Consider the following 19,276-nt stretch of genomic DNA (forward strand, 5'->3'; position numbering starts at 1 on the left):
CTTAAAATATTTTTATTCACGAAATAATAGACCCATTATATGCCTGCCCTATTGGAAAGTAAATACAGCAAAAGCCCCCGGTATGAGCGGAGGCTTTTGGCTAAATTATTATTTTTTTGCGTTTTCAGCTTGCCGCAGTTCGACGCGGCGGATCTTGCCGGATGCGGTTTTCGGCAACTCGCTGCGGAACTCGACCGCGCGCGGATATTTATACGGCGCCGTCAATTCCTTAACGTAGTTCTGGAGTTCCTTGACGAGCTCTTCTCCGCCCTCATGTCCTTGAGTCAAGACGACGAACGCTTTCACGATCGTCCCGCGGATTTCATCCGGTGAACCGACGACGGCGCATTCCTGTACGGCGGGATGCTTGACGAGCGCATCTTCCACTTCGAATGGCCCGATTGTGTAGCCTGAAGAAATGATGATGTCATCGCCGCGCCCTTCAAACCAGAAAAAGCCGTCTTCGTCTTTCGACGCTTTGTCGCCCGTTACATAATAATCACCGCGGAACTGCATTTGCGTCCGCTCGGCGTCTTTGAAATATTCCTTGAACAGCGCCGGCGTCTCGACATGCACAGCGATATCCCCGACTTCTCCAACTGCACAAGGCTCGCCGTTATCGTCGATGATTTCCACCCGGTTGCCTGGTGTCGGTTTGCCCATCGAACCTGTGCGCCCCTCTGTGCCTTTCATCGTGCCGACAAGCAAGGTGTTCTCGGTCTGCCCATAGCCGTCGCGTACATCCAACTCGAAATGCTTCCGGAACACATCGATCACTTCAGCATTCAAGGGTTCGCCGGCTGACACGGCACTGTGAAGCGCGCTTAAATCGTATTTCGCCAAATCTTTTTGCTTCGCCATCAAGCGGTATTCTGTCGGCGTGCAGCACAGCACATTGATTTTCCGCTGTTCCAGCAACTCCAAGTATACTGCCGGGTCGAATTTGCCGTTGTAGACAAATGCCGTCGCCCCGCTTCCAAGTGTCGCGAGGAACGGGCTCCAGATCCATTTTTGCCAGCCCGGGCTCGCCGTCGCCCAGACCAGATCCCCTGTTTTTGCCCCGAGCCAATGCTCTGCAGAGGTGCGCAAATGTGCATACGCCCAGCCATGGCTATGGACAACGCCTTTAGGATTGCCGGTCGTCCCCGATGTGTAGGAGAGAAACGCCATATCGTCATTCTTGGTCGGTGCCGCTTCGTAACGATCAGAAGCTAAAGCCATTTCGTCCGTCAATGAAATCCAGGAATCCGATCCTTGGCCGATGACGAAATTCGTCAGCCCATCCATTTCGGCGACTCCCTCGAATTGGCCCAGAAACGGTTCATACGCGATGACCGCTTTGGCTTCGCTATGATTCAGCCGGTAAGAGATGTCTTTCGCCCGCAGCATTTCAGAACTTGGAATGACGACGAGCCCTGCTTTCAATGCCCCAGTGTAAACTACATAGGCTTCGACGAGGCGAGGCACCATGACCAATACGACATCGCCTTTTTTTAGGCCAGCTTTCTCGAAGCTGTTCGCTGCACGGTTTGCTTGTTGAATTAATTCGTCATATGTAAGTTCCTTCTTTTCCCCTTGCTCATTTTCCCAAATGATCGCTTTGCGCCCGTCCCCAGTCGCAAAGCGTTCGAATTCTTCCACCAAATTATAGTTTTCAGGTGCCAGCAATTGTTCGCGTTTCATTCCAATCTCCCCTTTGCCAATGAACTAATATTATTCTTATATTATTATACAATAGATATTTAATTATTCAAAATAATTATTTAAAACGCAGCGACTTCAATTTCAATTGATTTTCTAACTTAATTAATTTGACACTAGTGATTTCTTTCCAAAACCAATATCAATATTTCAAGTGATCGTTCTAATAGAATAACGAATTTATGTCATAACAAAAGCCCAGCCAAGAACAAACTTTCTGTTCTTGGCTGGGCTTTTCGAGTGAATCGGATTACAGCAAGTCTTCGAAACGCTGTTGCTTCTTTCTTGGGAATTCGATGATCTCGCGCTCTGCTACCGCTCGGTCGATCATTTCGTCGAATGATACAAAGCTCTCGTAATGCTCTACTTTATCGGTTTTTGGTTTCGTTTTCGGGTTGGCCGGCGTGAAGATCGTGCAGCAATCCTCATATGGTCGGATGGAAATATCGTATGTGCCGATCGCTTGCGCCGTTTCGATGATTTCAAGTTTGTCCTGTGCGATCAAGGGGCGCAAAATCGGCGTGTTTGTCACTGCGTTTATAGCTTGCAGACTCTCAAGCGTCTGGCTGGCGACTTGGCCAAGGCTTTCGCCGGTAATGATTGCTTTGGCATCGGTTTTTGCGCGCACGGCATCCGCTATGCGCATCATCATCCGGCGCGTGGACGTCATCGTGATATTGTCCGGCACTTGCTTATGGACTTCCTGCTGGATTTCTGTGAACGGAATGATGTGCAAGGTGACAGGAGACCCAAAGCCGCTCAATTTCTCGGCAAGATCGAGCACTTTCTCTTTTGCACGCTCGGTCGTAAACGGCGGACTGAAGAAGTGGATCAATTCAAGCCTGACTCCCCGCTTGAGCATATGATATCCCGCAACAGGGCTGTCAATTCCCCCTGACAGCATCAATAGCGCCCTGCCACCTGCGCCAATCGGCAATCCGGCTGCGCCTTGGATCGTTTCAGCCATCATATAAGCGGCATCTTGGCGGATTTCAACACTCAAGTCGATGTCAGGATTTCTCATCGCGACTGTCAGCTCAGGCGTATTACCGAGTACATATCCCCCGATTGTGCGCATGATCTCCGGTTTTTCGTAGGGAAATTCCTTGTTTGGCCTTTTGACGGAAACTTTAAAGCTCTTGTCCTTGGTATCCATCTTGCTGACGATCGACAAAGCAGTATGCTTCATCTCATCCAATTCCAGGCTCGTCTGTGTCACAGGGCTGAACGACTGGATGCCGAACACATAAGGAAGGCGAGACACAATGTCTTCCATGCCTTGTTCGTCGTCGCAGAATAGGAACATCCGGTCGCGTTCGGCTTTGATGCGCAAAGTCGGCGTGCCTGCGAATAAAGTCTGTATATTATTGCGGAGCCGTGAAATGAACGCTTTTCGGTTGCGGCCTTTTGTCGACAGCTCGCCGTAGCGGATAAGTATTTGATTGGTTTTCATGATTGTTCGACTCCTTTGATCAATTGATGCGCTTTATGGAAACGTTTCTTCAATTCGCTGATGTCTTCATGGGTGGTCATAGCGCCAAAGCTGATGCGGATTGTGCCGTCACGGTATTCGCGCGGCAAGCCGATTGCTTCAATGACGTGGCTTGCCTGCTTATTCTTGGAAGAACAGGCGCTCGAAGTGGAAACGATGACGCCTTCTTGCTGCAAGGCACCGACTAAAGTCTCCCCGCGCACATCCTTGATCGCCACAGCCAGGATATGCGGCGCTGCACTGGATGGGCTGACGATGAAAATGTCTTTGTATCCAGCGAAAAAGCTGCGCAATTCCGCATTCCATTCTAGATGATCAGGGTTTGGTGTTGCAAGGCGCAATGCTTTTGCCAATGCTGCAGCATTCGGAACCGAGACCGTGCCACTGCGAAGTCCACCTTCTTGGCCGCCGCCGAACAAGATCGGTTCGAGTTCCGCCTTATGGACGGCCAAAACCCCGCTGTTCTTCAACCCATGGAACTTATGTGCAGAGACGGTCAGTAAATCCGGCATCTCTTGCTCACTTAGTGGCAGTTTACCGGCGCCTTGCACGGCGTCAACATGAAACAGCGCCCGGTGGTTGTTAAGCATGCGCCGAATGTCTGCCAGCGGATGGATCGTGCCGATTTCATTATTGACTTGCATCAGGCTGACGAGAATTGTATCTACCCGAAGCGCCTGCTGCAGGTCAGCGAGATCGATCGCGCCTTTTCTATCGACTGAAAGCAGCGTGATTTCAAATCCTTCTTTTTCGAGTTGCTTCAACGGTTCCAAAACCGATGGGTGTTCGGTTTTGCACGAGATGATGTGCCGCCCTTTTTCTTGATTGGCATGAGCGGCCCCCCGAATCGCCAGGTTATTCGCTTCGGTGCCGCCGGATGTGAAAATTATGCGCCCATAGCCGAGCAGGCCTTTGATCTGGCTGCGCGCCGACTCGAGTAAATCTTCCGCTTCGTTTCCCAGGCGATGCAGCGAAGCCGGATTCGCGAAATAGCGGCTGCTCGCCTTTACATAGGTTTCGAGCACTTGCGGGTCGGGTTCGGTCGTTGCGCTATTATCCAAATAAATCATTTGCAATCCCTCCGAAAAGAAAACCACCAGCTTATCTGCTGGTGGTTTCGTTATTTTCTTAGTCCTTATCTTTTACGAGCACTTCAATGCGTTTCATCGAACCGGGTTCAAAATTCTCGACAGCCGTCGCCGCTTCTTCGAGCGCTTTCGTATAGCGCATTTGGCGGAACGATTCTTCCGCTTCCAAAAGATGGGCGTGAAGCTGTGGATTCGTCTTCCGGTAACGGTTTCCGTACTGGATAATGCGTTCCACTAGCAAGACGTTTTCGACCATTTCTTTTGCTTTGATCTCCACATCCGTAATACTCGTTTCTGCCTGTTCCATATAATTATCGACTAGCTTCATATTAAGGGGCACTTCGCGAAGCGCGCGCATCGCGACAAACAAATGCTCTTCGGCTTCCTCGAGACGGACATCCATGTCTTCCGGAATACCCGGGATATTCGCTTTATGCAACATGCGGTCCGTCTCTTGAAGGCGGCGCCTCAGTTCCTCCACATGAATGCGGGCCTTGTTTTCCTCGACGCGCAAGTTTTTCAATGCATCGGTAAAGTCCATCTGCGTGGAATCGACGATCGTCAAATCTTCACGGATGTGCATCAATTCATCTTGGAGGCTTGAATAGGCGGATTGGTCTTCTTCCAACCGGTTCGCCAATAGTTCAAAGCGCTTTGCAAGCTGTTCGACTTTCTCTAAGCAAGTCTTCGGAATTGCCGCTTCTTGGTCCGTGATTTTATAGCTATGCTGCACATAACGGCTTTCTTCTTCCAGTTCCTGGGTATCGCGCGCGACCACTTGCAGGTGGCGCTCTGTGTCCATCAAATGCTGGTCGATATAATGTTTTGCCGCTACTTCTTTTTCAAGCAGGTCGTACATGGCATCGATTCGGTCTTTTATTTCGTCGACACGGTTCTTGCTATCGGTTACTTCCAAAGTTTCCAGTTGTTTTTTCAAGACAGCCAGCTCTTGTTCGATTTCTTCGATCTTTTCGGTCAACCCAAGATGGTTGAGGTAATACGACTGCTCTTCCATTTCTTGTTTGCCTTGGCGCAGTTGCGCCAAATCCTGTGGAATCTTCTCATCGATTTCCGTCAGCATCATCGGGATATCGTCTACCAGCATAAAGGCTTGTGCGCTGTCAGCCGATAGATTGATGACCGTCTCACGCGCTCTTAAGTAATTGCCTTCATCCGTCAACTGGTCGTATTCCTCAAAGCGTTGGACGAATGACTCCAAGCGCTTCTCAAGCGGACCGGCAGCTGCGCCGTACGAAGACTTATGCGCGAGCAAGTTTTTGCGGGCGCGAACGTATTTGTCCTGAATCAAATCCATCTCGCTGCGGTTTTTCTCTTCGCTGCCGATCAACTCGTCCAGTTCCGCGAAGATGACCGCGATTTGCTGGTCGGCGTCATCTATTTTCACTTCGGCTTGTTTTTCAAGCTTGGAAGCCTTCGGGAAGTTAAAGCGCTTGATCGATTCTTCTGCGTCATAGAGTGTTGCATCTATTTTCGGGATATCGACATCCATGATTTCGTCCCATTTATTACGCCAGCGCTCGAACATTTCCTCTGTCTGGCCGTTCAAGTTTAATTGTTTCACTTTAGTAAGTTCTTCCATAATTGGTTTCTCTTTTAGTTGCAGTTTCAGTTGTTCCAGACGCTCGATTTCCGCATTGTGTTTTTTTCGAAACACCATGCCGATGATAAGCAGCGCCAATAGAATGATGACCGCAATGATGATATACTCCATCATAAGTCATTTAGCCCCCTGTTCCAAATACATTACCGGTTACATAAGTATGTTTAATGATTCTTTTATTTTAACATGTATTCTACTCTTTTGTTTGCCAAATTAGAAGAAAACAGGGAATAATTTTATCAAATTGAAAAGATGGTGAACTTTATGAATAAACGCGACGGCCATATCCATACCCCATTCTGCCCCCATGGAACAAGCGACCCGTTCTGGGCTTATATCGAAAAAGCGGAAAAAAGTGGATTCTCGGATATCAGCTTTACCGAGCACGCCCCTCTGCCTGCCGGCTTTATAGATACGACGCCCGATCAAGACAGCGGCATGGAATTGGGCGAGTTGCCAGCCTATTTCGAAGCGCTCGATAAGGCCAAAGCGCAAGCGCCAGGTATGCGGATCCGCAGCGGCCTGGAAGTGGATTTTATCGAAGGCTTCGAAAAACAGACAGCACAACTGCTCGAACAAGCAGGGCCAAAACTGGACGACGCCATTCTGTCGGTCCATTTTCTGCGCTATCAAGACCGCTGGATCTGCTCTGACTTCAGTGCGGAAGTATTTATGGACCTTGCAAAAGACATGGGTTCTGTACAAGCCGTTTACGACCTGTATTATGATACGGTCGAAGCTTCCATATTGGCAGACCTCGGGCCCCATAAACCGAATCGCATCGGCCATCCGACTTTATGCCATAAATTTCAGCACGTCCATCAGGAACAAATCGATGACGATGCGCGCATCCGTAAAATCCTCAGAATGATAAAAGAACATGGCTATGAACTGGATGTCAATTCCGCGGGGCTGTCAAAACCAGGCTGCCTGGAATTCTATCCGCCGGAGCCTTATATCTCCTATGCACGTACACTCGGCATACCGCTCGTCTTCGGGTCCGATGCCCATAGTGCTGAAGGCTTGCACAAATACGCGGATCGCTTTTATACTGAACACTATTAAATAGAAACTTTTAGAAATGAGATGATTCCATGTTTGCTACATCCACTTACAGCGGCACACGCGAAGAGCAATACAACCTGCTCAATAAACAATTGGACGCCCTTCTTGCAGGCGAACCGAACCGCATCGCCAATTTATCGAATGCTTCTGCATTGCTTGGCCAATTCCTTGACCGCATCAATTGGGTCGGATTTTATTTGATGGAAGACGGCGAGCTTGTCCTTGGCCCATTCCAGGGAATGCCGGCTTGTGTCCGCATCCCGGTCGGAAAAGGGGTATGCGGCACGGCCATCGACAAAAATGAAACGATGCTCATCGATGATGTCCATGCTTTTCCTGGCCACATTGCCTGCGATGCTGCTTCCCGTTCGGAAATCGTCGTACCGCTATTCAAAGACGGCGAAGCTTACGGCGTGCTCGACATCGATAGCCCGGAACTTGCCCGTTTTACGGACGAAGACCGCACCGGGCTTGAAAAGTTTGCAGAAACCTTATTGAAGCACATCTAAACGCATGAAAGATCCCGGCAGACTATCTGCCGGGATCTTTTTTAGATTTCCTGCAAATTGGATTTGATTTGAGCGAAAGCCTGCTCAAGATCGGCCATTAAATCCTCGACGTTCTCAAGCCCGACCGACAAGCGCACGAGTGAATCGCTGATGCCCATCCGTTCCCTCTCTTCCGGAGGCACGACCGCATGGGTCATCGTTGCCGGATGCTGGATCAAGGTTTCGGCATCCCCCAGGCTTACGGCAATCTTGATGAGCGACAAGGCATTCAAAAATTCCTGCGCTTGTTTTTTTCCGCCTTCTAGCTCGAACGAGATCAATCCGCCGCCGCGGCGCATCTGGTCTTTGGCAATCGACACTTGCGGGTGTCCAGCATCAAATGGATACAAAATACGCTTGACCGCCTGTTCGCCCTGGAGAAACGCGACGACCTTTTCCGCATTGTCGATATGGCGGTCCATCCGCACATGCAAAGTCTTCAATCCGCGGATCAACAGCCAGGCATCAAACGGTGACATGATGCCCCCGAAATCTTTCTGGACGGTCATGCGGATCATTTGCATTTCCTCCGCATCTGCCCCGACGAGTACACCGCCGACGACATCGCCATGGCCGTTCAAATACTTGGTCGCGCTGTGAAGTACGAAATCAGCGCCGAACTCGAGCGGATTCTGCAGATACGGCGAGCTGAACGTATTGTCGACAACCACCCGTAAGCCATGTTTTTGTGCAGCGGCTTCAACCGCGCGTAAATTGACAAGTTCCATCGTCGGATTGATTGGCGTTTCGACATAAATGACTTTCGTCTCCGGACGGATCGCCTGTTCGATTTGTTCTTCAGTCGTCATCGCAATGAGCGAATGCGTAATGCCGTACTTGTCTTCCATGATTTCCAATAACCCGAATGTGCAGCCGTAAATACCACGCGAACACAGCACGTGGTCGCCTGCTTTCGTCAAATGGACAAGGATCGCACTGACTGCGGCCATCCCCGACCCAAATGCCAGTGCGCCTCCCCCGCCTTCGATCTCCGCCATGCGCTGTTCCAAGACGCGCACTGTCGGATTGCCGAGGCGCGAATAAATATTTCCGTCCTGCTCCCCAGCAAAACGGGCTTCTCCCTGTTCGGCATTCGCGAACGAATACGTGGACGTTTGATAAAGCGGCGTAGCCAAACTGTCATGATGCACAGAACTGTCATAACCCTCATGAATCACTGCTGTTTCAAACTTTTTCTTTTGTCTCATCATTCATACACCCCTCAACAAAAATAGAAAGCGCTTACATTTACAACTATCTCCATTTTACTCTGAGAACGCAAAAAAAGAAAGTGCCATTTCTGCGCTTCTTGCCCATTATCCATTGACTGCCGCAGTCGATATCGGGTATACTAGCCTTTGTGTAAAATAATCGCAGCAGTTGTATGTGCGGGTTTGCCCATTTTGTTCCTTGTCCAGAAAAGCGTGAACCGGGTTTCCGGTGCTTTCGTCTAGACAGAGGTGTATCGCGTAACTCTTGGCTGCTGAGCGAAGGTACATGAAAACAAAATGGCTTACAGCATGAATACATCTGGTTTTTATTTTACTCTAAAAACCAAATTAGAGGAGGAGACTCATTATGTCTCGTTATACAGGTCCAGCATGGAAACTGTCACGTCGCCTTGGAATTTCTTTGAGCGGCACAGGTAAAGAACTCGAAAAACGCCCTTACGCACCAGGTCAACACGGTGCTAACCAACGCCGTAAAGTTTCTGAATACGGTTTGCAATTGCAAGAAAAACAAAAACTACGCTTCATGTACGGAGTTAACGAACGCCAGTTCAAAACTTTGTTCAACAAAGCTGGTAAAATGGAAGGCAAACACGGCGAGAACTTTATGATCTTGCTTGAAACACGCCTTGACAACGTCGTTTACCGCCTCGGCCTTGCGCGCACTCGCCGCCAAGCCCGCCAATTGGTAAACCACGGCCACATCCTTGTTGATGGCAAACGTGTAGACATCCCGTCTTACGCTGTGAAACCAGGACAAACAATCGCTTTCCGCGAAAAGTCCAACAACCTTGATGTTGTTAACGAAGCGATCGAAGTTAACAGCTTCGTTCCAGAATACGTTTCAATCGACGCTGACAAAAAAGAAGGCACATTCGTCCGTCTCCCAGAGCGCAGCGAATTGTCTGCTGAAATCAACGAACAATTGATCGTTGAGTTCTACTCACGTTAATCGATTGACGAAAACCCTCCAGGTTCGCCTGGAGGGTTTTTTCTATTTTCTATGGCAATTATTCTTCGGCCAGCTTTTTACTCCAACTTTCACTAAAATTCGTCCATCCGCCAATTGCTTCCCCATCCATTATCCTTGCAACGATCCTCTCTGCAGCCACTTCAAGAGAGGTTTCCATTGTATTGACTTCAATGTCATAGGTTTCATTTTGGCGATGGACAAACTCCAATTGCGCCCGTCCTTGCCCAATTATTCGGTTCCCTCTGTTCTTTTCCCGCCTGTCGATTTCCTCTACACTGCAATGGATGCCTATAAAAAGCACCGGATATTCCTTCAATACAGATACAAGATGGGAAATCGTTTCCTCATCATGAAGGATTTGATCGACAATCAAGTGGATGCCTTTATCCGAAAACAGCTTTACAGTCTCGTGAAAAAACACTTCTGTCGGAATGGGTATCAACTTTGACGTGTTGCGATTTTCCATTTTCTCGATTACTAGATCAAAGTCGTCAATGCCAAAATGGAAATACCCTTCCAATTTTGTTGCCAACAGCTTAGCTAAAGAAGATTTTCCTGAACTGGAAACACCATTTAATAAGATGATTTTCCCTTTGTTTATCATCGCGCTGACCCCTTTCTTGACCATACCGGCGCTATATCCCGAATTCGCTTTCGGCCTCTATTCTCTATAATGTATTCTAAACTTCCCCTCAAAATAGCGCCAACTCCTTTTATGTCGTCGATTCCTCTCGCGGGCTATGCTACACTGTAGCCATATAAAGGAGGCGTCTTTATGCGAATCGTATCCATTTGCCCAAGCAATACCGAGTTGCTCGCTTTTTTGAAAGCCGATCATCTGCTGGTCGGCGTCGATGATTATTCCGACTGGCCGAAGAGCATCGAACGGCTTCCGCGTCTGGGGCCGGATCTCTCAATACGCATGGATGAAGTCGAAGCCCTTGCGCCAGACATCGTCCTGGCATCGCTCAGCGTGCCCGGCATGGAAAAAAATATTGAAGAGCTCGAAAAACGCAACATTCCGCACCTTATCCTGGACCCGCAATCGCTCGCGGACATCCGCAATGATCTGGAAACGGTCGCCGAAGCCATTCACTTCGACAGCTCAGCGGTTCTCGCGGAATATGACGCAGCGATCGCCGAATTGAAAAAACGAGGCGACAGCGCCACGTCCTCTCCGTCCCTCTACTGGGAATGGTGGCCAAAACCCGTCTTCACCCCGGGAGGCGTCAATTGGCTCAGCGAAATCAGCCGGCTTGTCGGCGCCCGCAATTGTTTCGAAGATGAGGAACCGGCGAACATCCAAACAGATTGGGATGCCGTTAAACAACGCAATCCGGACTATATTTTGCTCGCTTGGGTCGGCATCATGACCTCGAAAGTCAAACCAGAACTTGTCTTGAAACGCCCGGATTGGAAATCGATGAAAGCGATCGAACATATCCATGTGATGGAAGAGGCTTTATTCTGCCGGCCATCCCCCAGGTTGATCGAAGGGGCCATCAAACTCGGCAAATTGGTCCATCCACAAGCATTCGCGGATTTCCCGCTCCCTTCATTCATTAAAGAAAAGCAATCGCATGTATAATGCAAGACCCCAAAAACCCCACGGCGCATAACAGCGCCGCGGGGTTTTTTCGTCTATCCAACTTTACAGCCGGTCGCGCCCCGGCCCGGCATCACCGCGAATATTTGTTGAGCGTTCGGTACCGATCAATGGATCATCATTTTCTGTAAACCGGTCCACATCATTGCGGTCGGGCTGTTTCGCTTCATCGTCTTCCACTAGTACGAGAATGTGCCCTTCTTTAAACTGTTCTTCGTAGCTTTTTGCTTCGTCTTCAGGGACGCCAAGGCCAATTAAAGCGCCGGCAATCCCACCAACGCCCGCTCCCGCTGCTGCGCCTGTCAAACCGGCTGCAATCGGGCCAGCTGCAACGATTGGCCCGATGCCCGGAATTGCCAGCGCGCCAAGGCCGGCCAAGACGCCGCCGAGACCGCCGAGCGCTCCGCCTGTAGCGGCACCGGCAGCGGCTCCTTCACCGGCCTGCGTCCCAGTTTCTTCTGTTACGCGCTCTACATCACCCTTATCTTTACTGAGCACTGAAATGTCTTCGTCGCGGTAGCCTTGCCGCTGAAGATCTTCGATGACTTCCACCGCTTCCATTTCCGTACCGTATGATCCGACCACTCGTGACATATTACTCGCCCTCCATTTCATATTTTGGAATCCTGTTCATGCATCTTAGTGATATATGTTTCCCCATCGAAGATGCGCTAAACATTTCACAACATCAAAAAACGCCGCCAGCAAATGCTGGCGGCGTCAGTGTTTAAACGAAATGGATCATATGGTATTTTTTCTTGCCACGCCGGACGATCGCGAATTCGTCATCCAAACGGTCTTTTTCATCAACCACGTATTCCAGGTCGCGGATTTTCTCGCCGTTAATCGAAATCGCACCGTTCGTGATATCTTCACGTGCTTGGCGTTTCGAAGGAGATACTTTACTGTCGACAATCAAATCGACGATCGGCTTCGCTTGTTTCGTCATCTCGACAGAAGGAACGTCTTTGAACGCCGCTTTCATTTCGTCTGCGCTCAAACTTTTCAGATCGCCGCTGAACAATGCTTTTGTGATGCGCTGGGCATCTGCGAGTGCTTCTTGCCCGTGAATGAGCTTGGTCATTTCTTCCGCGAGCACGGTTTGCGCTTTTCTGAGATGCGCTTCCGTTTCAACACTTTCGGCGAGTGCTTCGATTTCCTGTTTTTCGAGGAACGTGAAAATCTTCAAGTATTTCACGACATCTGCATCAGCCGTATTGATCCAGAACTGGTAGAACTCGTAAGGGGAGGTCTTTTTCGCATCAAGCCAAACTGCGCCACCCGCCGTCTTGCCGAATTTTGTGCCGTCCGCTTTTGTTACAAGCGGGATTGTAATGCCAAACGCTTTCGCTTCTTCTTCGTGCGTCTTGCGGATCACTTCGAGACCTGAGGTGATATTGCCCCACTGGTCCGACCCGCCGATTTGAACGCGGCAATTGTATTCATTGTAAAGATGGTTGAAGTCGATCGCTTGGATTAAGGTATAGGAAAACTCCGTAAACGAAATTCCGCCTTCGAGACGCGATGCGACCGAATCTTTCGCCAGCATGTAATTGACGGAAATTAATTTACCGAAATCGCGCAGGAACTCGATGACGCTCATGCCGCCGATCCAGTCGCGGTTATTGACCATTTTCGCCCCGTTCTCCGTCTGGAAGTCAAAGATCTGTTCCATTTGCTTTTTGATCGAATCGACATTGCGGTCGATCTGTTCCGTCGATTGCAATTGGCGCTCTTCGTTGCGTCCAGATGGATCCCCGATCATGCCGGTTGCCCCGCCCACCAAAAGGATCGGGCGATGGCCGTGCAATTGAAAACGGCGCAAAGTCAAAAGCGGCACGATATGGCCGATGTGCATGCTGTCGGCAGTCGGGTCGACACCGCAATACAGTGAAATTTTTTCCTGGTCTAGCACTTCTGCCATTCCTTCTTCGTCTGTTTGCTGGTACAGAAGCCCACGCCAGTTTAAATCGTCGATTAATGCATTTGTCATGTAAATTTCCTCCCTTTATCTGCTTCACCTGATTGCCGGGACACAAAAAAGCCCCTGCATGAAATTCATGCAGGGACGCATATGCGCGGTACCACCCAGCTTGGAGGACACATCCTCCCACTTGAACGTGCCAGACGGGGCACTTCCGCAAACTCCAGGCCTGTAATTCGACGCATGCATTTTGGCCGGTTTGCACCATCCACCGGCTCTCTGGTTTCAAAATTGCATGCCCTACTGGGGGCCGTTCTCCGTTTGATTATGAAGATTCTATTATGTAGTGTACTCGAATCCTAAAGATTGTCAATATCTTTCGTTTCAATTATCGGATTATGCTATAATGAAAAAGATTTTTAGGAGGGGGATAATGTGCAAGATAAATTTAGAAGATGGTTATTGAAGGCAGAGGAAACAACCGATAGATGGACTTCCCATAAGTGGTTTAGGCGTTTTAAAATCACGACGGGCGTCATTTGGAATTTGGCAATCATTCTAGCTATTATACTGGTGGCGGGCGGCGTGTTTGCCGCATCGGCAGGAGCCGGCTATTTCGCTTCACTGGTGGACGAAGAACAGCTGCGGACTGAAGAGGAAATGCTGTCGGACATCTATAGCTATGAAGAAACTTCCCAATTGTACTTTGCCGACAATACCTACCTTGGCAAACTGCAAACCGACCTTGACCGCGAAGAAACGACTTTGGAAGATGTCTCCGATGTGGCTATCGATGCAGTCCTAGCTACTGAAGATGAGTATTTCTTTGAACATGAAGGAATTGTCCCGAAAGCAATCATGCGTGGCTTGTTCCAGGATGTCTCCAATTCGGACAGCCAATCAGGCGGATCAACGTTGACCCAGCAATTAATCAAAAACCAGATTTTGACAAACGAAGTATCTTATGAACGCAAAGCGAAAGAAATCCTCTTGGCGATGCGTCTTGAGAAATTCATGAACAAAGAAGACATTATGGAAGCTTATTTGAATATCATCCCATATGGCCGAAATTCAGCGGGCACGAACATCGCAGGGATCGAAACGGCTGCTAAAGGCATATTCGATGTTCCTGCAAGCGACTTGAACTTGCCGCAAGCGGCATTCATCGCCGGCATCCCGAAAGCGCCTTTCAGTTACACACCATATACAAACAGGGGTGAAGTTAAAGAGGAGGCCGGCCTTGAGCCTGGCCTCAACCGCATGAAAACGGTCTTGTACCGCATGCTTGAAACAGGCTATATCACCGAAGCGGAATATCAAGAAGCTTTGGAGTACGATATTGTCGCAGACTTCAGAACTGGTGAAACCCGCTCATACGAAGATCATCCTTTCGTAACTGCAGAGTTAGAGAAACGCGCCACCCGCATCATCATGGATGTGCTGGCCGAGCAAAATGGCATTGATCCTGAAACACTGGACCAGGATCAAAACCTCTATGAGGAATATGCAATTTTAGCTGACCGCGCTGTGCGGTCGAATGGCTACCGAATCCATTCGAGTATCAATAAAGAACTGTATATTGCGCAAGAAAAGACACAAAAAGCCTATCAAGGATACGGCACGACCCTATCCGAGGATTATATCGATGAAGACGGCGAAACAAAAACCCGCCAACTGCCTGTACAAGTCGGCAGTGTTACTTTGGAAAACGACACCGGCCGTATTCTAAGCTTTGTTGGCGGACGTGACCACGAAATCGAAAACTTGAACCACGCAACACAAGCCTATCGCTCGATCGGTTCTACGGTTAAGCCCCTGCTCGTTTACGGCCCAGCCTTGGAAAATGGCTTGATCGGCGCCGGCAGCCCGGTGGTCGATGTGAAATTTACAATGAACGATAACGGCAATAGCTATGAACCAACGAACTTCATTCCAACAAGCGAGCAAGGCATCATGCCGGCACGCGATGCACTTGCACAATCGCAGAACCTTCCCGCCTTGCGCTTGTTTGCTCAAATGCGCGACGACATGCCGATCCAATATTTGATCGACAATGGCTTCTCGCGCGTAGATGAAGGTGATGGCGTCGTTTCCTCAGCACTTGGCGGCGGCATTGAAGGGTCTGTTGAAGAAGTCGCGAATGCCTATGCAGCTCTCGCCAATGGCGGCAAGCATATGGAAACAACGATGATCGATAAAATCGAAGATGCAGATGGCAATGTCATTTATGAACATGAAGCCGAAGCGAAAGACGTCTTCACGCCTCAAGCTTCCTACGTATTGACCGATATGCTTCGCGATGTCTTCAAGACAGATCGCGGAACGGCCAATCGCGCAAACGGCATGCTGAAGTTCAACGCGGACTTTGCCGGCAAGACCGGAACGACACAAGAAACACGCGATGTCTGGCTCGTCGGCTATAACCCGAACATCACGATGGGCGTTTGGCTCGGCTATGATAAAGAAAAGTATTCTCTCGATAATTTCAGAAACCAAAACTTGCAGCCATCCGTCCGCGTCAACCAATTATGGGCGAACTTGATGAATGCAACTTATGACGTCGCACCTGACGCTATCGGTTCAGGAGACAAATTCCAGGAACCAGATGGCATCGTCAGCCGCTCGTTCTGCGGAATCTCTGGATTCGCTCCGAACGAAGCTTGTAAAAAAGCCGGCTTGGTCCGCTCCGACTTGTTCATCGCTGATATCATGACGCCTAAAGATGGCGACGACAGCTTGAGCAGCGGCTCATACACGACCATCAACGGCAAACGCTATGCTGCTTTGTCAAATACTCCAAGTGAATTTGTGTCAGGCGGCGGCCTCGGCGTTTCAGAAGAATACGTCGATCGCATGCTCGCTCCATTCGGAGGAGACGCAGGCAAATTATTCCCTGGCAGTTCACGATTCAGCAACGTCGTCTCCAGCGCCAAGTTCGATGCAGACAGCGCGGCCCCTGCCCCTGTCGGCACTTCGATCAATGGACGCACAATCACGTGGAGCGATTCCGCTTCAAACGATGTCGTCGGTTACCGTGTATTCCGCGGCGGTAGCAGAGTCGCTTCAGTTTCAGAATCGAGCAGTAACTCCTTTAGCGCACCTGGCCCTGGAACTTATACAGTCGTCGCAGTGGATATTACAGGCCGTCAATCGGCAGCGTCCAATGGCGTGACGATTGCAGCGCCAAAACCGGAACCTGCTCCTGAACCAGAACCTGCTCCTGCCCCGGAACCGGAACCTGAAAGAGAAGAAACTCCGGCGCCAGCGCAAGAAACAGAAAGACAAGAGCCGGAAGAAGAACCGGCTGAGGAAGAACCAGCCGAAGAAACTCCAGCTCCAGAAGAACCGGAAGAAGAACCAGAAGAAGAGGAAGAAGCACCACCTGAAGAACCGGAAGAACCGGAACAACCAGAAGAGCAGTCAGAACCTGACACGGAAACTCCAGAGAACGAAGAAGACGCAGCATGACAAAAGCCCCTCTGCATTTAGCAGAGGGGCTTTTTTTAATCTTCCATTGTGGACAAATCGCCAGTCGGCAGATCCAATTCCCAAGCTTTCAAGACACGGCGCATGATTTTGCCGCTTCGCGTTTTCGGAAGCTTGTCTTTAAATTCAATTTCACGCGGTGCTGCGTGTGCAGCCAGTTCTTTTTTGACAAACTGCCGGATGTCCTCGATCAGTTCATCGGATGGCTCGTAGCCTTCAACAAGCGCGACGAACGCTTTGATGATTTCCCCGCGCACCGGATCAGGTTTGCCGATGACACCTGCTTCAGCGACTGCCGGATGCTCGAGTAGTTTGCTTTCGACTTCGAATGGCCCAACACGCTCGCCTGACGTCATAATGACATCGTCCACTCTTCCTTGGAACCAGAAATACCCATCCTCGTCCATATAAGCCGAGTCTCCAGACACATACCATTCATCATTCAAGAAATAGGAGTCGTACTTTTGCGGGTTGTTCCAGATTTGGCGCATCATGGATGGCCAGCCTTTTTTAATCGCCAGATTCCCCATTTGATTCGCCGGCAATTCCTTGCCTTGATCATCTACAATCGCCGCTTGCACACCTGGTATCGGTTTGCCCATCGAGCCTGGCTTGATTGCCATCGATGGGTAATTGCAAATGACTTGTGCCCCTGTTTCCGTCATCCACCATGTATCGTGGATCCGTTTATCGAACACTTGCGCACCCCACTTGACGACTTCCGGGTTCAACGGCTCACCCACGGATAAAACGTGGCGCAATGTGGACAGATCGTATTCTTTCACCAATGCATCACCTGCGCCCATCAACATGCGGAACGCTGTCGGGGCACTATACCATACCGTGACACCAAAATCTTCAATTGCCTGATACCAGGCATCCGGAGAGAAACGACCCCCGAGAATGACAGTCGTGACGCCGTTCAGCCACGGAGAGAACACGCCGTAAGCCGTTCCCGTCACCCAGCCTGGGTCAGCTGTGCACCAATAAATATCTTGCTCCTGGAAATCCAACACCCATTTACCTGTCTGGTATTGCTGCACCATGGCATATTGCGCGTGCAGGACGCCTTTTGGTTTGCCTGTAGAACCGGATGTATAATGAAGAACCAATCCATCTTCTTTTTCCAGCCATTCGACATCGAATTGATCCGAGCAGGAATCAAGATGCTTGAGCACATCGACATGGCCCCCGCTTTCTTCTGCCCCTTCCGCTCCCACTAGGAAGATCGTCTTCAAATTGGGAAGACGGTCTTTCGGGATGCGCGGGAGCAATTCCGGCGTCGTGATGATCGCTTTGGCGTCGCTGTCATCCAGACGGTCGTAGATTGCCCCTTCCATGAATGCTTCAAATAGCGGCCCAACGATCAAGCCCATCTTCAATGCACCGAACATCAGGAAATACAGTTCAGGAGAACGCGGCATAAAGATGAAGATGCGGTCTCCTTTCTCCAAATCGGAATGCGATTTCAAAAGATTCGCCGCGCGGTTCGTCATGCGCTTCATCTCATAGAATGTATAGGTTTCATGACGATGCTGGTCTTTATAATAGAGAGCGACTTTGTTTTTGCGGTCCGATTCAGCATGGCGGTCAATCGCCTCATGGGCCATATTGATTTTTCCGGTTTGAGACCAGCTGAACTCTTTTTCAACTTCCGACCAATCGAAACTCGCCGACTGCTCTTCGTAATTATGTAAATGATGCTCCCCTGGTTTTGCTGGTAACGCTTCCACTTTCACATAAATCACCCTTTCCCTTTGTTTCTCTATATTCTACATCAACCTGGAAGGTAAATGCTAATAATTTTAATTCTTTAGAAAATACGGTGTATTTATCCAAGCAACTTTCTTTTCCTTCCGCCCTTCATGTATAATGAAGCTAATTGCAACCACAGGCGGTGAAATGATGGAACATAAGAAGACGTACAATGCGATGGAATTGAAAACGAAACACGGGCCACTCATCATCGAAGGCCCCGTCCCATCTAAGGAATTGAAAGAACTGGATTTCCATGAGGACTTGGTCGCTTTCCGCCCACCGGAACAGCAGCATAAAGCCATCACGGAAATAGCGGATTTACCGGAAGGGCGCATATTGATTGCGCGTGACCAAAACATGATTGTCGGGTATGTCACCTACCTCTACCCCGATCCACTTGAACGCTGGTCCGAAGGAAAGATGGAAAACTTGATCGAGCTCGGGGCGATCGAGGTCATTCCGAAATATCGCGGTGCCGGTGTCGGCAAAGCACTGCTGCAAGTATCGATGATGGATGATGCCTTTGACGATTTCATCGTCATCACGACCGAATATTATTGGCATTGGGATTTAAAAGGAACCGGGCTGAATGTCTGGGAATACCGCAAGATCATGGAAAAGATGATGCAGGCTGGGGGGCTGGAGTATTTCGCCACGGATGATCCGGAAATCAGCTCGCATCCAGCCAACACGCTGATGGCGCGCATCGGTTCTCGCGTCGATACCGAGTCGATTCAAAAGTTCGACCAGCTGCGTTTCATGAACCGCTATATGTACTGATTACT

15 protein-coding genes are annotated in these 19,276 nt (G+C 49.6%); 6 read left to right on the top strand and 9 right to left on the bottom strand.

What is annotated here, in order from left to right:
• Window positions 1–108: 108 nt before the first annotated feature.
• The 4 genes from mbcS to ezrA form a co-directional block, all read right to left on the bottom strand.
• Entirely contained in the window at window positions 109–1,683 is a 1,575-nt protein-coding gene (gene mbcS / locus DFR62_RS15150; RefSeq protein ID WP_121301143.1) for an acyl-CoA synthetase MbcS, read from the bottom strand.
• Window positions 1,684–1,951: 268 nt separating this feature from the next.
• Window positions 1,952–3,154: a tRNA uracil 4-sulfurtransferase ThiI gene (thiI, locus tag DFR62_RS15155; protein ID WP_121301144.1), complete on the bottom strand. Its 1,203-nt coding sequence runs from the start codon at window positions 3,152–3,154 to the stop codon at window positions 1,952–1,954.
• A complete protein-coding gene (locus tag DFR62_RS15160) occupies window positions 3,151–4,263 on the bottom strand; it encodes a cysteine desulfurase family protein (protein ID WP_121301145.1) in 1,113 nt (370 codons plus the stop codon). Before DFR62_RS15160 ends, thiI begins: the two co-directional genes overlap by 4 nt.
• Window positions 4,264–4,321: 58 nt before the next feature.
• The gene (ezrA, locus tag DFR62_RS15165; RefSeq protein WP_121301146.1) at window positions 4,322–6,016 is read right to left on the bottom strand and encodes a septation ring formation regulator EzrA; all 1,695 of its coding nucleotides are present in this window, start codon (window positions 6,014–6,016) and stop codon (window positions 4,322–4,324) included.
• Between the two features lie 150 nt (window positions 6,017–6,166).
• Between ezrA and hisJ the strand changes: the two genes are divergently transcribed.
• On the top strand, window positions 6,167–6,967 hold the full coding sequence (gene hisJ, locus DFR62_RS15170) for a histidinol-phosphatase HisJ (RefSeq protein ID WP_121301147.1): 801 nt from the start codon (window positions 6,167–6,169) through the stop codon (window positions 6,965–6,967).
• Window positions 6,968–6,996: 29 nt separating this feature from the next.
• The gene (locus DFR62_RS15175) at window positions 6,997–7,476 is read left to right on the top strand and encodes a GAF domain-containing protein (protein WP_121301148.1); all 480 of its coding nucleotides are present in this window, start codon (window positions 6,997–6,999) and stop codon (window positions 7,474–7,476) included.
• 41 nt (window positions 7,477–7,517) lie between these two features.
• On the opposite strand, the gene megL is transcribed toward DFR62_RS15175, so the two are convergent.
• Window positions 7,518–8,726, bottom strand: a complete 1,209-nt coding sequence (megL, locus tag DFR62_RS15180; RefSeq protein ID WP_121301149.1) for a methionine gamma-lyase — start codon at window positions 8,724–8,726, stop codon at window positions 7,518–7,520.
• A 367-nt stretch (window positions 8,727–9,093) separates the two neighbouring features.
• On the opposite strand from megL, the gene rpsD reads away from it, so the two are divergent.
• Window positions 9,094–9,696 (top strand): 30S ribosomal protein S4, encoded by a 603-nt coding sequence (gene rpsD / locus DFR62_RS15185; RefSeq protein ID WP_121301150.1) that lies wholly within the window; start codon window positions 9,094–9,096, stop codon window positions 9,694–9,696.
• Between the two features lie 58 nt (window positions 9,697–9,754).
• On the opposite strand, the gene DFR62_RS15190 is transcribed toward rpsD, so the two are convergent.
• A complete protein-coding gene (locus DFR62_RS15190; protein ID WP_158290818.1) occupies window positions 9,755–10,321 on the bottom strand; it encodes a chloramphenicol phosphotransferase CPT family protein in 567 nt (188 codons plus the stop codon).
• A 171-nt stretch (window positions 10,322–10,492) separates the two neighbouring features.
• Between DFR62_RS15190 and DFR62_RS15195 the strand changes: the two genes are divergently transcribed.
• On the top strand, window positions 10,493–11,305 hold the full coding sequence (locus DFR62_RS15195) for a cobalamin-binding protein (protein WP_121301152.1): 813 nt from the start codon (window positions 10,493–10,495) through the stop codon (window positions 11,303–11,305).
• A gap of 63 nt (window positions 11,306–11,368) precedes the next feature.
• Here the strand turns inward: DFR62_RS15195 and DFR62_RS15200 are convergent, their stop codons facing one another.
• Together DFR62_RS15200 and tyrS are read right to left on the bottom strand one after the other, a co-directional pair.
• Window positions 11,369–11,917 carry a general stress protein gene (locus DFR62_RS15200; RefSeq protein WP_121301153.1) on the bottom strand — a complete coding sequence of 183 codons (549 nt, stop codon included), beginning with the start codon at window positions 11,915–11,917 and terminating at the stop codon, window positions 11,369–11,371.
• A gap of 133 nt (window positions 11,918–12,050) precedes the next feature.
• Window positions 12,051–13,316, bottom strand: a complete 1,266-nt coding sequence (gene tyrS, locus DFR62_RS15205; protein WP_121301154.1) for a tyrosine--tRNA ligase — start codon at window positions 13,314–13,316, stop codon at window positions 12,051–12,053.
• A 366-nt stretch (window positions 13,317–13,682) separates the two neighbouring features.
• On the opposite strand from tyrS, the gene DFR62_RS15210 reads away from it, so the two are divergent.
• A complete protein-coding gene (locus DFR62_RS15210) occupies window positions 13,683–16,715 on the top strand; it encodes a transglycosylase domain-containing protein (protein WP_121301155.1) in 3,033 nt (1,010 codons plus the stop codon).
• A 35-nt stretch (window positions 16,716–16,750) separates the two neighbouring features.
• Here the strand turns inward: DFR62_RS15210 and acsA are convergent, their stop codons facing one another.
• Complete coding sequence (gene acsA, locus DFR62_RS15215) at window positions 16,751–18,472, bottom strand: acetate--CoA ligase (RefSeq protein WP_121301156.1); 1,722 nt, start codon at window positions 18,470–18,472, stop codon at window positions 16,751–16,753.
• A 166-nt stretch (window positions 18,473–18,638) separates the two neighbouring features.
• On the opposite strand from acsA, the gene DFR62_RS15220 reads away from it, so the two are divergent.
• A complete protein-coding gene (locus DFR62_RS15220; protein WP_121301157.1) occupies window positions 18,639–19,271 on the top strand; it encodes a GNAT family N-acetyltransferase in 633 nt (210 codons plus the stop codon).
• Window positions 19,272–19,276: the final 5 nt, after the last annotated feature.

It is taken from the genome of Planococcus citreus (assembly GCF_003664125.1).
Classification (GTDB): domain Bacteria; phylum Bacillota; class Bacilli; order Bacillales_A; family Planococcaceae; genus Planococcus; species Planococcus citreus.

Coding starts and splice junctions, on each gene's coding strand:
- DFR62_RS15195 (WP_121301152.1), top strand. CDS start 10,493: ATGCGAATCGTATCCATTTGCCCAAGCAATACCGAGTTGCTCGCTTTT.
- DFR62_RS15200 (WP_121301153.1), bottom strand. CDS start 11,917: ATGTCACGAGTGGTCGGATCATACGGTACGGAAATGGAAGCGGTGGAA.
- hisJ (WP_121301147.1), top strand. CDS start 6,167: ATGAATAAACGCGACGGCCATATCCATACCCCATTCTGCCCCCATGGA.
- megL (WP_121301149.1), bottom strand. CDS start 8,726: ATGATGAGACAAAAGAAAAAGTTTGAAACAGCAGTGATTCATGAGGGT.
- ezrA (WP_121301146.1), bottom strand. CDS start 6,016: ATGATGGAGTATATCATCATTGCGGTCATCATTCTATTGGCGCTGCTT.
- mbcS (WP_121301143.1), bottom strand. CDS start 1,683: ATGAAACGCGAACAATTGCTGGCACCTGAAAACTATAATTTGGTGGAA.
- thiI (WP_121301144.1), bottom strand. CDS start 3,154: ATGAAAACCAATCAAATACTTATCCGCTACGGCGAGCTGTCGACAAAA.
- DFR62_RS15190 (WP_158290818.1), bottom strand. CDS start 10,321: ATGATAAACAAAGGGAAAATCATCTTATTAAATGGTGTTTCCAGTTCA.
- DFR62_RS15220 (WP_121301157.1), top strand. CDS start 18,639: ATGGAACATAAGAAGACGTACAATGCGATGGAATTGAAAACGAAACAC.
- DFR62_RS15160 (WP_121301145.1), bottom strand. CDS start 4,263: ATGATTTATTTGGATAATAGCGCAACGACCGAACCCGACCCGCAAGTG.
- rpsD (WP_121301150.1), top strand. CDS start 9,094: ATGTCTCGTTATACAGGTCCAGCATGGAAACTGTCACGTCGCCTTGGA.
- tyrS (WP_121301154.1), bottom strand. CDS start 13,316: ATGACAAATGCATTAATCGACGATTTAAACTGGCGTGGGCTTCTGTAC.
- DFR62_RS15175 (WP_121301148.1), top strand. CDS start 6,997: ATGTTTGCTACATCCACTTACAGCGGCACACGCGAAGAGCAATACAAC.